The sequence below is a fragment of the Pseudoduganella albidiflava genome, assembly GCF_004322755.1.
Taxonomy (GTDB): domain Bacteria; phylum Pseudomonadota; class Gammaproteobacteria; order Burkholderiales; family Burkholderiaceae_D; genus Rugamonas; species Rugamonas albidiflava.
In genome coordinates this window covers 3,678,096-3,691,837 of the sequence record NZ_CP036401.1, presented here as the reverse complement: position 1 = coordinate 3,691,837, position 13,742 = coordinate 3,678,096, and the positions used below count along the sequence as shown (strand labels likewise).

The following is a 13,742-nucleotide window of genomic DNA, read 5'->3' as shown; positions in this document are numbered from 1 at the left end:
GCGCCTCACGCCACCGTCCGTTCCCGCAACTCTCCGGCGAAGATCGCCAGGCACTGGTCGGCCGGCAGCGGCTCGCCGTACAGGTAGCCCTGGATCTCGTCGCAGCCGTTGGCGCGCAGCGATGCCAGCTGGGCGGCGTCCTCGACGCCCTCGGCGATCACCCGCAGGCCCAGGCTGTGCGCCAGCGCGATCACGGCGCGCGTGATGGCCAGGTCTTCGCTGTCGGCGGGCAGGTCGCGCACGAAGGCGCGGTCGATCTTCAGCGCGTCGAGGGGGAAGCGCTTCAGGTACGACAGGCTGGAATAGCCGGTGCCGAAATCGTCGATCGACAGGCCGATGCCGGCCGCCTTCAGCCGCCGCAGCACGCCTTCCGAGGCGGCCGGGTCGCTCATCAGCATGGATTCGGTGAGCTCGAACTCGAGGGCGGAAGGGGAAATGCCGGCGTTCCGCGCGGCCGCCAGGATCACATCCACCAGGTCGTCCTGCTGGAACTGGCGGGCCGACAGGTTGACCGCCACCGGCACCGCCGGCATGCCGGCATCGCGCCAGGCGCGCACCTGCGCGCAGACCGACTGGATCACCCAGGTGCCGACCGGCAGGATCAGCCCGGTGTCTTCCAGCACCGGCACGAATTCGGCGGGCTGCACCGGGCCGGCCGCGTCGTTCCAGCGCAGCAGCGCCTCGAAGCCCGTGAGCCGGCCCGACGCGACATCCTGCTTGGGCTGGTAGGCAAGCCTGAATTCGCTGGCGTCGAGCGCGCTCCGCAGGCCCGTTTCCAGCGCCAGGCGCCGCGCCACGCGGGCATTCATCTCGCTGCGGAAGCGGCAGCCGCGCGCGCGGCCGTGCTGCTTGGCGGCGTACATCGCGGTATCGGCATTGCGCACCAGCTCGTCGGCGGCGCGGCCGTCGCGCGGCGCGCAGGCCACGCCGATGCTGGCGCCGATGAATACCTGCTGGCCATCCAGCGTGAACGGGCGGTGCAGGCTGTCCACCAGTGCTTCGGCACACGCGTCGGCCGCGTCGTCCGGGAAGCCGGGCGGGCAGATGACGGCGAATTCGTCGCCGCCCAGGCGCGCCACGAACGCGCGCGGCGGCAGCGCCGCCTGCAGCCGGTGCGACGCTTCCACCAGGAGCGCGTCGCCGGCGGCGTGGCCCAGCGTGTCGTTGACGTTCTTGAAGTGGTCCAGGTCGATCACCAGCAATTGCACCGCGCCGGCTTCGGCGATGGTCGCTTCCAGCCGCTCGCCGAAGGCGGCGCGGTTGGGCAGCGATGTCAGCGGGTCGTGCGTGGCCAGGTAGTGCAGCCGCATGCTGCTGTCGTGGCGTTCGACGGCGTTGGCGAACGTGCCGGCGAGGTTGTCGAGGAAATAGCGGTCATGGTCGGTGAAGCCTTCCTCGGCGGGGCCCTGCACGGCCAGCACGCCGCGCGCATCGCCCCAGCGCAGCGCCACCTCGGCGCGGTTGCCGGCATTGCCTTCGGCGCAGTCGGCACCCTGGCCCGTGCCGTTACCGCTCGCCGCGCGCGCCGGGTGCAGCGGCGGCCAGACCGCCACGCAGCGCGAACCCGTGTCGGCATGCTGCACCAGCGCCGCGCATTCGGCCTGCAGGCCCACGGCGGCGGCGCGCACCAGCAGGCGGCACAGCGTGTCGTAGTCCGATTCCACCAGCGCGCAGCGGGCGAACGCGGCAGCCTGCTCGTGCTTGCAGGCGTGGGCCAGCGCCAGCTGTTCGCTGCGCCGGCGATCGGTGATGTCGATCTCGATGCAGATGTACTTCTCGACGTTGCGCGCGGCGTCGAAGATCGGTACCACCGTGCGCCGGTGCCAGCGCGGCCGCCGGGCGCGGTCCAGCAGGCGCACTTCACAGGTGAGGGTGGATGCGCCATGGCGGCCCTGGCGCCGCGGTTCCAGCAGTTCGCCGATCTGGTCGATCGGCATCATCAGCAATTCGTCGCGGCGGTAGCCGGAAGCGGTCACGTAGCGGTCGTTCGCGGCGACGATGCGGCCGGATGGATCGAGCTCGCACACGCTGCACGCTTCGTCGAGCGCGCTCTTGTGCTGGATCAGCGAGTCGATCAGCGTATCGATGCGCTGGTCGAAGCGGCTGCGGATGCTGTGCGTGATGCGGTCCACCGCGCGCATCGCCTGCTCGATTTCCAGCGGCGCGTCGCCGCTCCGGGCGGCCGCTTCGGCGACGCCGGCCGACAGGTCTTCCTCGTAGCGCTGCAGCCGCGTCAGCTGGCGCAGCCAGCGCCGCAGCAGGCGGTGCATGGCGAACAGCGACAGCAGTACGCAGCAGGCCGCCAGCAGGGCGGCGTCGCGGATCATGTGCCATAGCCGTTCGGCGATGGCGGCCTCGTCGAAGGTCAGCCGCATCACGCCATAGTCGCGCCCGCCCACGCTGATCGGCCGGTTGACGTCGTACAGCTGGCGGGCCACCATGCCGACGATAAAGGCGGGCGGCGCGCCTTCCTCGCGCGGCGGGGCGGCGATGCGCAGCGTGTGGCCGCCCACGTCGATGAACGCGGCGGCGCGGAACGGCGAATAGTGCAGCGTCTTGGCCAGGGTGCGCTGGACGGTGTCGTAGTCGCCGATGACGACACCATCCTCGACGGCCTGCGACGCCACCTCGGCCAGCATGCCGGCGGTGTCCTGCACGTCTTCGATCTCGCGCACGAACTGCAGCCGGTAGTAGGTGCCCAGCCCCAGCACGATGAAGCACAGCAGCGTGGCGCTGTACAGCGCGAGCATGCGGCCCCACAGGGTGCGCGGGGTCAGGTGGCGCAGGGGAGCCATCGTCAGCGCAGGCCGGCCGGCAGGCGGCCATGGTAATCGCGGTAACTGTCGTAGTCCGCGTCGGTGGCCGGCACGAAGGCGAACGGTGCCGTCCTGACCAGCGCGGCGGCGTCGGCCAGCACGCGGCGCCCGCGCGGATCGTCCGCCATGCCGATGAAGGCGCGCGCCACCGCGTCCGCCGTGGCGGCCGGCACGCGGGGCGACACCATCAGTGCCAGGTCGTGGAACGGCGCCGATTGCCACAGCACGCGCAGCGGCTTGCCGGACCGGGCGACGAACGACTCGGCCAGCTGCGAGTTGGCGCCCACGGCGCGCGCCTTGCCGCTGACCAGCTGGGCAAACGCGCCATCCATATTGCCGCCGAAAACCACATTGACGGGGATATCGCGCCGTACCAGCTCGGCGTAGCTGAACTGGTAGGACACTGCCGCCTCCGGGCCCGGGAAGGCGATGTCGGAACCGGCCAGCTCCTTCAGGTCGCGCACCGGCGATGTGGCCAGCGTGACGATCTGCGAGCGCACCGCCGTGCCGGTGCGGCGGGCCAGCACGCGCCAGCCCATGCTTGCGCGCTCCGGTGCGAACAGGTGGTTGGTGAAGGCGAAGTCGACTTCCTGGGCCAGCACGAAGCTGGTGGTATCGGCGGACGTGCGGCCGAGCTTCAGGCGCAGCGTCACGCCGCTGGTCCGCGAGATGTATTCCATGATGGGGTTCCAGTAGCCGGCCGTGATCTGCACGTTGTGCTGGTTCACGGGCGAGAACTGGTAGACCGCCTCGCTTCCAGCGGCGGTGGCTTGGGCGGCATGCGCAATGCTCGTGGCAGCTGCGCAGGCGGCCAACAGGCCGGCGGTTCGGATCAGGGTCATCCAGGCTCCATGGGGGAGGCGTCGACAGACGCCGAGGGAACCGCCAATTGGCCGGTCAGCCGGCGGCGGACGGCATTTTAGCGCAAAAAGATAGCGTCTGAGCAATGACCGACAATTAATAAGTTAAATGCCCGGCAATCTTTCCGGCCTGGCAGGTGGCGCCCTGTTGGTTTTTTTGAATGTGTAAACCTTTTATATCGTTACTGCATTACCCCTGTTTTTTCGTCATCGGCCTGTTGATTTGCGTTGCTTCGCCTGCATATCGAACGGGTAGCGATTGACAAGGAGAAAATGATGGAACCCCTACTCAACAATAGTGGCGCCGATCACGACATCGGTCCATACAACCCCGGCCGCCTGCTCGACACCTTGGCCGAGCGGCTCAACGCCAAGAACGACGCGGCACTGTCGCGCGCGCTGGAAGTGGCGCCGCCGGTGCTCAGCAAGATCCGCCACGGCCGGCTGCCGGTCGGCGCGACGATCCTGCTGCGCATGCACGAAGCCAGCGGCATTCCGATCCGTGAATTGCGCGACCTGATGGGCGACCGCCGCGGCCGCATGCGCATGAGCCCCCAGGAATTCCGGCCAAAGACGGCGCAGCAGCCGGGCGACGAACATCAGCTGGGCAGCTGAGCCGGCACCTGGCAGGCCCGCAACGGCAGGTGAAATAACGACGCAAATGGCGCCACAGGTGGCGCCGCGTGCCGTGCGGCAGGGCATGGGCCTCGTCGCGCTGCAGGGTTGAACGGCAGGGTGTCGAACGGCGAGTTCCGCCGGCAGCCATGCCGGAAGAGGGAGCTTGTCCCCGCCGATCGGGAGCGGCGGCACCGGGCGCATTGCCCGGCGGGTGCGTGCGCGTCTACAATCGGCCGATGAGGAATCGGGCGATCAAAACGGGCGAGCTGCGGCAATTCCATTACTTCCTGACACTGGCGCAGGAACTGCACTTCGGCCGTGCGGCCGAGCTGTGCTTCATCACCCAGCCGGCGCTGAGCCAGCAGATCGCCCGGCTCGAGGAATCGGTGGGGGTGCGGCTGTTCGAGCGCGGCCAGCGCGCCATCGCGCTGACGCCGGCCGGCGAGATCTTCCGCGATGGCGTGCAGGGCGTCTTCCGGCTGATCGAGGAAAGCACGCGCGCCGCCCGGGCGGCCGGCGGCCTGCACGACATGCGCCTGTCGATCGGCCTGGTCGAGTATGCGAGCGTGCCGATGCTGCCCGCCGCGCTGAAGCGGCTGCGCGCCCTGTACCCGGACATCAGGACAGCGCGCCACGAGATGGACGCGGCCGCGCAGGTCGAGGCCTTGCAGCGCGGCCGCATCGACCTGGGCATCGCCGTCATCCTGGACGACCCCGCCCAGTGGCTGCCCGCGGACGGAGCCGTGAGCGCCGAGCCGCTGCTGCTGGCGGGCTGGAAACTGCTGGTGCGGGACGATCACCCGCTGGCCGCGGCCGGGGGCGGGCAGGTCAGCCTGGAGCAGCTGGCCCGGGAGCGCGTGGTGATGTTCGCCCGGGCCGTCAACCCGTCCGTCTACGACCGCGTGCTGGCCACCTGCCGCGATGCGGGCGCCGCGCCGGACATCGTGTATGAAACCAGCCAGGTGCAGACCGGCGTGCAGCTGGCGCGCGAGGGACTGGGCGGCATGCTGGCCACCGCGTTCGCCTTGCCCGAGCCGCTGCCCGGCATGGTGGCGCTGGCGGTGCCGGAACTCGCGCCACTGGCCATGCACGCGTTCTGGCGCAGCGGCGAAACGCAGCCGGTGGTGCTGGACTTCCTGGCGATCACGGTCGAGGAAGCGCGGCGGTGCGCGGTGGCGGGGCAGCGCTGAAGTGCTCGGCGCCGGCGAAAGTCAGCGCCGCCTTGCGCTGGCCGCCTCCAGCAGCAGCGCGGCACCGAACGCCAGCGCGGAGGCGACGAAGACCACATGGTGCCGGCCGCCGCTGTGTGCGAACAGGAACGAGAACGCATAGCCGGCCAGTGCCTGGAACAGCGCGAACATCGTGGTCGAATGGCCCCAGGCCGCATGCTGGGCGTGGCTGTCGCCCGGCAGCAGTTCATGGATGCGGCCGATCATCAGCGTGACGACGCCCGGCGTGAACGCGCCCAGCAGGGCGCTGGCCACGGCCAGCGCGGCCGGGTGGTCCATATAGGCCAGCGCCAGCGCGGCCGCGCCGGACAGTGCCAGGCCGCCCCGCAAGGCCCTGCCGAAACCGATGCGGTCCGCCACCAGTCCATACAGCACGGGGCCGGACAGCGCGCCGGCGCCGTACACGATCCAGTACAGCGCGCCCGCCCCGGTGCCCCGGGCCAGGCCGCGCGCCACGTAATCGACGAGGAACACGGCGGCGCCCAGCAGGCCGACCGCCACCGCGGCATAGGCGGCGTACAGCAGCCGCACGGCCGCCGGCATGGGCACCTTCGCGCCGCGGGTGGCGGCCACCGGCGCATGCGCCGGCCAGGCACGCCAGGTCAAGCCGGTCAGCAGGGCCGACAGCGCGGCCAGGCCGAGCCAGGTGGCGCCCAAGCCAGCCTTCATCATCAGCGGCACCAGCGTGCCGGATGCCACGATCCCGGCGCCGATGCCCATGAAGATGGCGCCGCTGGCCAGGCCGCGCCGGGCCGGTGCCACCATCGGCAGGATCGTTTGCGCCACCAGCACCATCACCACCGCGCCGGCGAAGCCCGACGCCAGCCGCCACGTGAAATACCACGCCAGCGAGACGGGCCATGCGCACGCCGCGAACGACAGCGCGGCCAGCGCCATCATCCACCGCAGCATGGCGCGGTGGGAAAAGCGTGCACCGAGGCGCCGGCCGGACAGCGCGCCGGCGAAATAGCCGGCGAAATTCGCCGCGCCCAGGTAGACGACGTCGCTGGCGCCGAACCAGTGCGCCTCGATCAGCGGCGGGATCAGCGGCGTGTAGGCGAAGCGGGCCAGGCCGATCGCCACCAGGCTGGCGGACAGCCCGGCGAAGATCGCGACCGGGGCCGGCAGCGCGTCCGGTACGGCCAGGGTGGTGGCATCGGCGGCTTCGGCGGGTTCCGTGGCCGAGGCTGATGTGGTCGATGTGGTTGATAAGGTTGATGTGGTTGATAAGGTTGATGAGGCTGGCGAGGCTGGCGAGGCTGACGAGGCTGGTGATCGGGTGGTCATGGCGACTCCTTTCGTTGCCACCATCGTAGGAGCCATCCGCCGGGAAGGCCAATCGGATCGGCTGCGGCAACCGATAAGCCCGGGCTTATCGGTGCTGCGAGGCCCGCTTCCCGGTACAATCCGGGCGGGGCACATTACGATGACGACATGAGCGAACACACCTTACCTGGCACTTTCCGGCTCGACCGGTCCCGCAGCGCGGCGCTGCAGGTGTATGAACACCTGCGCGAACTGATCGTTACCCTGGCGCTGCCGCCCGGCGCCGTGCTGTCCCGCAACGAGCTGGCCGGGTATTTCGACGTGTCGGTCACCCCCGTGCGCGATGCGCTGGCGCGGCTGGACGACGAAAAGCTGGTCGAAGTCTTTCCCCAGCACGCCACGCGGGTGCGCGCGGTCGACCTGTCGTCGGCCCGCGAAGCGCATTTCCTGCGGCTGTCGGTGGAGCTGGAACTGGTGCATGGCCTGGCCCAGCGGCGCGATCCGCAACTGGCGGCCCGGCTGCTCGAACTGGTTGAGCGGCAGCGCGCCTGCCTGGAGCGGGGCGACCTGGCCAGCTTCACGGCGGTGGACATGGAATTCCACCGCACGCTGTACGACGCCGCGCTGCTGACCGGCTTGTGGGAACGGCTGCGCGACGGCAGCGGTAACCTGGACCGGCTGCGCCGGCTGCACCTGCCGCTGAACAACAAGGCCCAGTCGATCCTGGAACAGCACGCCGAGATCGCCCGCGCCATCGGCGACGGCGATGCCGCGCGCGCCCAGTCGTGGGTGCGCAAGCATCTGTCCGGCACGCTGTCGGAACTGGACGCGCTGCGCGAGCGGTATCCGGACTTCGTGCTGCCGGTGCATTGACACGCGGCGGCAATACCGCTGGTGTCGGACATTTTTCCTGGACTTTTTATCCAGGAAAAGTGTCGGACACCGGTGCTTGCCGGCGTTCCGGTGTGCTGGCGGACACCGGTGCCGGACACATTTTCCGGAAAGATCGCCCGGAAAAAATGTACGACACCAAACCTCTCCTGCCGTGCATGAAAGTCAGCTTCGCCGATACCTGCGCAGCATGTCCACCAGTTCCCCCTCGTCGATCGGCTTGGCGATGAACGCATCCATGCCCGCCGCGTTGCAGGCATCGCGTTCTTCCTGCGTGACGCCGGCGGTCATCGCCACCACCGGCACCGCCAGCCGCAGCCTGTCGCGGATCTCGCGCGTGGCGGCCAGCCCGTCCAGTACGGGCATCTGCACGTCCATCAGCACGATGTCGAAGCCGGCCGGGTCCTGTTCCAGCCGGGCCAGCGCCGCGGCGCCATCGCCGGCCACGGTGACGGCCGCGCCGGCGTAGTCGAGCAGGGCCACGGCCACCGTCTGGTTGATGGGATTGTCCTCGGCCAGCAGCACGCGCATGCCGGCCAGCGGCGCGACGCCATCGTCGGCCACCGGAGGTGGTGCCGGTTCGGGCCGCGAGCGCGCTTCCAGTAGCGCGGCATGCAGCGCGGCGCGGGTGGCCGGCGCATGCACGACCGCGACGGGGAAGGGCACCGCCGTATCGCCGGCTGGCAGGTCGAAGCCGGCCAGGATGCGGATCAGCGCGAAGCCGGGCGGAAGCTGCGCACGCCGCGCGGCCAGCGCGGCGATCACCTGGGCGCCATCGATGCCGGGGCCGACGATGGCCAGGTCCCAGGGCAATGCGCCCGGCACCGCCAGCAGCAGGCCCACGCGCGCCGGATCGTGGGCGATGTGCAGGTGCCAGCCCCAGCGCGCCGTGGCATTGGCCAGCGCCGACACCGTCCGCGTTTCCGGTTCGCACAGCAGCACGGACAGCGACTGGTGCTCGGGCGCCAGGGCGTAGCGGTCCGGCGCGGCGGCCTCCTGCAGCGGCACTGTCAGGGTAAACGTGCTGCCGGCGCCGGGCATGCTGGCCACCTCCAGCGTGCCGCCCATCAGGCTGGCCAGGCTGCGCGCGATCGTCAGGCCGAGGCCGGTGCCGCCGAAGCGCCGCGTGGTCGACGCATCGGCCTGGGCAAACGCGGAAAACAGCCGCTTCTGCTGCTCCGGGTCGATGCCGATGCCGGTGTCGGCGACATCCACCCTCAGCGCCGGCGCGCCCTCCAGCGCGGCGCGCACGAAGCGGCATTCGACGGCGCCGTGCGTGGTGAATTTCAGGGCGTTGCCGATCAGGTTCGTCAGGATCTGCTCCAGCCGCAGCGCATCGGCCACGATCGTGGGCGGCAGCGCCGGCGCCACGTCGACCAGCACGCGCAGCCGGCCGCCGCCGTTGACGGCCATCAGGCGGGCGCACGCCAGGGCCACGTCGTCCAGGGCCACCGCTTCCGGGTGCAGGTCGACCTTGCCGGCCTCGATCTTGGAAAAGTCGAGAATATCGTTCAGCACCGCCAGCAGCGTTTCGCCGGAGCTGCGGATCATCCGCAGCAGGTCGCGCTGTTCCTTGTCCAGCGCGCCGCGTTCCAGCAGGGCGGCGATGCCCAGCACGCCATTCATCGGCGTGCGCAGTTCATGGCTCATGTTGGCCACGAAGGCGCTCTTGGCCCGGCTGGCGCTCTGCGCGATCGCCACCGCCTGCCGCAATTGTTCCTCGGCCTCGCGTGCGGCCGTCACGTCGCGCACGATGCAGGCGAAGCCGGTCGGCACGCCGTCGCGCCGCACGGCCGTCAGTTGCAGTTCCCCGGTGAAGCGGGTGCCATCCTTGCGCACCAGTTCCGTGACGGCGGTGGCGCTGTCGCCGGCCGCCGCCTCGGCCAGCAGCGCGCGGCCCCGTTCCGGGTCGGCCCACAGGTCGAGTGCGCGGCCGATCGCCTCGCCGTCCGCGTGGCCGAACAGGTTGGCGGCGCCGTCGTTCCACGCCTCCACGCGGCCGGCGGCATCGAGGAAGATGATGGCGTGGCTGCGCACGCTGGCCGTGAACAGGCGGAAGCGTTCCTCGCTCTGGCGCACCGCGCGCTGCTGCAGTTGCAGCTCGCGGGTGATCTGCTGGGCCATCTGCAGCGCCCGCGCGCGCGTCGAGGCGAGGCCGCGCACGATACTGAACAGCAGGAAGCTGATCAGCGCGCCCAGGCCCAGCGTCAGCAGCGGGCCCTGCCGGTCGATGCCGGATTCGAAGCGGGCACTGGCGGTGAATTCCAGCTGCCAGCGGTGCCCGGCCTCGTCGATCGCCAGCGTCCGCACGGCCGCCAGCGGTTTCACGTAGCGCGATTCCTGCGCGCCGGCGTCGCTGCCGCCGTTGCCGGTGTCGTTGCCAGGACTGGCGCTGCGATAGATTTCCCGTCCCCGCGATGCCGGATGCAGGTCGGTGATGCGCAGCGCGAACGCGTCGTGCCTGCCGAGCAGGCTGTCGACCATGTCGCGCACCCGGAACGGGCTGTAGATGAAGCCGCGCAGCGCCGCCTCGCGGTCCGCGGCCGATCCGGTCGGCGCGCCGCGGTGGTACAGCGGCATGAACATCAGGAAGCCATGCCGTCCGCCCTTGCCGATGTCATGCACCAGGCCGATGGTGCCCGTGCTGCCGATCCCGGCGCTCGCGACGGCCCCCTCCAGCGCGTGCTGGCGGTTGATCTCGGACATCATGTCGTAGCCGATGGGGCGCTCGTTCGGCACGTTGGGCGGCGCCAGGTACGTGACGGCGGCCACCGGCCAGCGCACCGGTTCCGGCCAGATGCGGTAGGCCGCGCGGCGCGAGCGCTGTTGCTCCAGGTGCGCGGCGGCCTCGCCGGGGGAGCGCAGCCAGGCGGCGAAACCCAGGCCCAGCGTGCCGGGAAATGCCCGTTCCACGTCGAAATTGGCCACGTAGGCATTCCACTCCGCTTCGGAAACGTCGTCCGACCCTTCGAAGAAGGCTTTGCCGGCCATCAGCATGCGGCGGTAGTTGGCCATCCGGTAGTCCATCTGCTGCCATGTGAGGTCGATGATCGCGTCGAAGCGCTCGCGGGTGCGGAACTCGGCCTGCCGGCCGACCGCATGCCAGGCGGCCGCCGTGATGCCCAGGCACAGCGCCAGGGTGCCGACCGGCCAGCGCCCCGGCCGCGTATCCGTCGCCGGGCGGTGGTGGCCGGCCGCGGTATTGGTCACGAGCATGGTCGCCATGCCCAGCAATGCCAGGTAGATGTCCAGGCCGAGCAGCGAATGGAACTGGTCGCGGGTGGCGAACGGCCCGGCACCACCCAGCGTGGCGGCGATCGCGCCGGCCGCGGCGATCGCGGCGGCGGCGGAACCACCGGGTGCACCGAACAGGTAGGCGGCACCGATCGCCGGCGCCAGCAGCAGCCATGGCGCCAGTGCCTGCCATGGCTGCGGCGCCACCCGGTACAGGACCAGGGTGGCCAGCGCCATCGTTCCCAGCAGCAGGGCCAGCCAGCACGCCGCGCGGGGCGGTCGCAGCGTGCGCAAGGCGTGGCGCGAGCTCCAGGCCGACAGCAGCGGCGTCACCAGCAGGATCGCCATGACATTGCCCAGCCACCACAGCGTGATGACCGGGACCACCCCGCTCCACGCGATCCGCCCGGCGAGGGCGTGCACGCAACCGCCGGGCGCCGCGCCGATCATCGCCGCCACCGCCGCGACCAGCACGTAGCCGTAGATCACCAGGGGGCTGTCGCGGCGCAGGGCGCGGGAGCCGCGCCGGATCAGCCAGGCACCCGCCGCCGCGGCCAGCGTATTGCCGGCGGCGATGCCGAGCGCCGCGGCGACATGCAGCGCGCCCGGCCCCGAGCCATTGGCCATCAGGTACAGGTTGACCAGGAAGGCGCCGGCCGCCACGCCGGGCAGTATCGGCCACCCGAAGCGCAGCACCGCGGCCAGTGCGATGCCGGTCGGCAGCCACACCGGGCTGTTGTTCCCCGTGGGGACGGAGACGAGAATGCAGATGGCTGCCCCAGCCAGGTACGCGAGCGTGCACAGCACGATCCTGCCGGCGTGGGCCATGAGCGGTCCGGAACGCGTCTCCATGCGGTGTCTGTCTCCTCCCGGTGTTGCCTGCATGATGCCTGAGTTGGTTCAACGCTGCATTTCATGGTTGTGCGGCATATCCATGAGCTGCCTTGACCGTTATATTCGTTGTAACTCGGCAACATCACGATTTCGTTCGAGCATCCGGGGCCGTGCCAACGCTATAATTACCCAGTTGCAATTCCGCGCCCATGCCACGCGCGGCTTGCCGTCCTGGCCCAATTCCCCGCCGGATCACCGATCGTCGCGTCTTCGTGCGCCAGGGAGTTGCCGTGTTATCGGCCGCCTCACATTTCACCAGCTTCAGGTTCAAGGTCTCCGCCCTGGTGGCCTCGATGGTGCTCATCGCCGCCATCGGCGTGTGCGGCATCTCGCTGCTGATCGCGGAATCGCAGATCCAGCGCATGATCGCGCGCCAGGAAATCTCGGCGCTGTCCGGCGCCGCCGCCTACCTGGACAACGACCTGCGTACCAAGCAGAACGTGCTGCGCAGCATTGCCGAGGAAGCGCTGTCGCGCAATCTGGGTGCGCGCGACGTGCAGGCCCTGCTGGAATCGCATCCGGGCCTGCGGGATGAATTCGTCAACATCGTCGCCTTCGATGCGCGCGGCGACCTGGTGTCCAGCCTGAAGAACCGGCGCGACAAGGTGATCAACGTCAGTACGCGGCCTTACTTCCAGGAGGCGCTGCGCACCCGCGACAGCGTGATCTCGGCGCCGTTCCGCAGTGTGCTGTCGGGTCGCCCGGTGGTCTCGGTGGCACAGCCGCTGTCCGATGCGCGCGGCAACGTCTTCGCGGTGCTGGTCGGCGGCCTGGACCTGCTGCGCCCGGCCTTTGCCGCCCAGGTCGAGGCGCTGCGCACCCGCGAGCAGGGTTACCTGTTCATCATCGCCAACGACGGCACCGTGATCCACCACCCCCGCAAGGAACTGATCCTGACGCAGCCTTCGGCCGACGAGATGCCGGCCGTCGCCGCCCCGCTGGCCGGCCCGGAAGGCTGGCGCGCCGATATCCTCGACGGCAAGGAGCCATCGCTGGTGGCGTGGAAGCGCCTGCGCCATGCCGACTGGACAGTGGCCGTGTCGTATCCGCTGCGCGATGCGTTCGCGCCGATGGCGTCGGTGTGGTTCAACGCGCTGGGCGCGGCCGGCCTGTTCACGGCCATGGCGGGCATCTTCGGCTGGGGCCTCGTCAAGGTGCTGATGGAACCGCTGGAAGCGCTGCAGGGCGTGGTCGAATCGATCGATGCGGGCGCCACCGACATCAGCGCGTTCAATGTCGACCACGCCGATGAATTCGGCGTGCTGAGCCGGGCGCTGTACCGGCTGTCGCACAGCCGCAAGCAGGCCGCGGACGACCTGCACCGGCTGGCCACGACCGATGTGCTGACGGGCACCCACAACCGCCGCATGTTCGACCAGTTCCTGCCGGCGGCGCTGGCGCGCGCGCGCCGCTCCGGCGAGTCGGTGGCGGTGGCCTTCCTCGATATCGACCGCTTCAAGAGCATCAACGACGGCCATGGCCATGCCGCCGGCGACGCGGTGCTGGTGGAGTTCGCGCGCCGGCTGCAGGGAGCGGTACGCTGCACCGATACCGTGGCACGCCTGGCTGGCGACGAATTCGTGGTGGTCTACGAACAGGTGCGCGGCGCCGGCGAGGCGCACCAGCTGGGCGGCAGGATCCTGGCGGCGATGGAAGCGCCGTTCCAGGTCGGCGACACGGCGCTCCACGTGACGGCCAGCGTGGGCATCGCCATCACGAGCATGCCGACGAACGCCGACGCGATCATGCAGTCGGCCGACTATGCGCTGTACGGCGTAAAGGCGTCCGGCCGCAACGGCTATGCGGTCAACGTGTTCGGCGCGGAAAAGCTCGCCAGTGTACGGGGGCATGAGGAATTCGTTTCACGCGGAGTCGTGCAGGAGCGTGCAAAAGCATAGCAGGGCGCAGTAAACGTGTAAAAACGTGCAGGACCG

8 protein-coding genes are annotated in these 13,742 nt (G+C 70.1%); 4 read left to right on the top strand and 4 right to left on the bottom strand.

The features are described from left to right. Nucleotides 1-5: 5 nt before the first annotated feature. Entirely contained in the window at nucleotides 6-2,795 is a 2,790-nt protein-coding gene (locus tag EYF70_RS15155) for a putative bifunctional diguanylate cyclase/phosphodiesterase (protein ID WP_131146160.1), read from the bottom strand. A gap of 2 nt (nucleotides 2,796-2,797) precedes the next feature. Continuing rightward, a complete protein-coding gene (locus EYF70_RS15150) occupies nucleotides 2,798-3,658 on the bottom strand; it encodes a phosphate/phosphite/phosphonate ABC transporter substrate-binding protein (RefSeq protein WP_131146159.1) in 861 nt (286 codons plus the stop codon). Between the two features lie 291 nt (nucleotides 3,659-3,949). Between EYF70_RS15150 and EYF70_RS15145 the strand changes: the two genes are divergently transcribed. Both EYF70_RS15145 and EYF70_RS15140 read left to right on the top strand, forming a co-directional pair. After that, on the top strand, nucleotides 3,950-4,291 hold the full coding sequence (locus EYF70_RS15145) for a hypothetical protein (RefSeq protein WP_131146158.1): 342 nt from the start codon (nucleotides 3,950-3,952) through the stop codon (nucleotides 4,289-4,291). Nucleotides 4,292-4,530: 239 nt separating this feature from the next. Then, nucleotides 4,531-5,484, top strand: coding sequence for a LysR family transcriptional regulator (locus EYF70_RS15140; protein WP_165497678.1), 954 nt, complete (start codon nucleotides 4,531-4,533; stop codon nucleotides 5,482-5,484). A gap of 21 nt (nucleotides 5,485-5,505) precedes the next feature. Here the strand turns inward: EYF70_RS15140 and EYF70_RS15135 are convergent, their stop codons facing one another. Further along, nucleotides 5,506-6,810 carry a YbfB/YjiJ family MFS transporter gene (locus EYF70_RS15135; RefSeq protein ID WP_131146156.1) on the bottom strand — a complete coding sequence of 435 codons (1,305 nt, stop codon included), beginning with the start codon at nucleotides 6,808-6,810 and terminating at the stop codon, nucleotides 5,506-5,508. Between the two features lie 147 nt (nucleotides 6,811-6,957). Between EYF70_RS15135 and EYF70_RS15130 the strand changes: the two genes are divergently transcribed. Continuing rightward, nucleotides 6,958-7,662 (top strand): GntR family transcriptional regulator, encoded by a 705-nt coding sequence (locus tag EYF70_RS15130; protein ID WP_131146155.1) that lies wholly within the window; start codon nucleotides 6,958-6,960, stop codon nucleotides 7,660-7,662. A gap of 183 nt (nucleotides 7,663-7,845) precedes the next feature. Here the strand turns inward: EYF70_RS15130 and EYF70_RS15125 are convergent, their stop codons facing one another. After that, the gene (locus EYF70_RS15125; RefSeq protein ID WP_165497677.1) at nucleotides 7,846-11,766 is read right to left on the bottom strand and encodes a CHASE domain-containing protein; all 3,921 of its coding nucleotides are present in this window, start codon (nucleotides 11,764-11,766) and stop codon (nucleotides 7,846-7,848) included. 272 nt (nucleotides 11,767-12,038) lie between these two features. On the opposite strand from EYF70_RS15125, the gene EYF70_RS15120 reads away from it, so the two are divergent. Next, complete coding sequence (locus tag EYF70_RS15120; RefSeq protein WP_307722147.1) at nucleotides 12,039-13,706, top strand: sensor domain-containing diguanylate cyclase; 1,668 nt, start codon at nucleotides 12,039-12,041, stop codon at nucleotides 13,704-13,706. Nucleotides 13,707-13,742: the final 36 nt, after the last annotated feature.

Excerpts from the sequence above, each read along its gene's own strand:
- EYF70_RS15155 (WP_131146160.1), bottom strand. The coding sequence starts at position 2,795 with ATGGCTCCCCTGCGCCACCTGACCCCGCGCACCCTGTGGGGCCGCATG.
- EYF70_RS15150 (WP_131146159.1), bottom strand. The coding sequence starts at position 3,658 with ATGACCCTGATCCGAACCGCCGGCCTGTTGGCCGCCTGCGCAGCTGCC.
- EYF70_RS15145 (WP_131146158.1), top strand. The coding sequence starts at position 3,950 with ATGATGGAACCCCTACTCAACAATAGTGGCGCCGATCACGACATCGGT.
- EYF70_RS15140 (WP_165497678.1), top strand. The coding sequence starts at position 4,531 with ATGAGGAATCGGGCGATCAAAACGGGCGAGCTGCGGCAATTCCATTAC.
- EYF70_RS15135 (WP_131146156.1), bottom strand. The coding sequence starts at position 6,810 with ATGACCACCCGATCACCAGCCTCGTCAGCCTCGCCAGCCTCGCCAGCC.
- EYF70_RS15130 (WP_131146155.1), top strand. The coding sequence starts at position 6,958 with ATGAGCGAACACACCTTACCTGGCACTTTCCGGCTCGACCGGTCCCGC.
- EYF70_RS15125 (WP_165497677.1), bottom strand. The coding sequence starts at position 11,766 with ATGGAGACGCGTTCCGGACCGCTCATGGCCCACGCCGGCAGGATCGTG.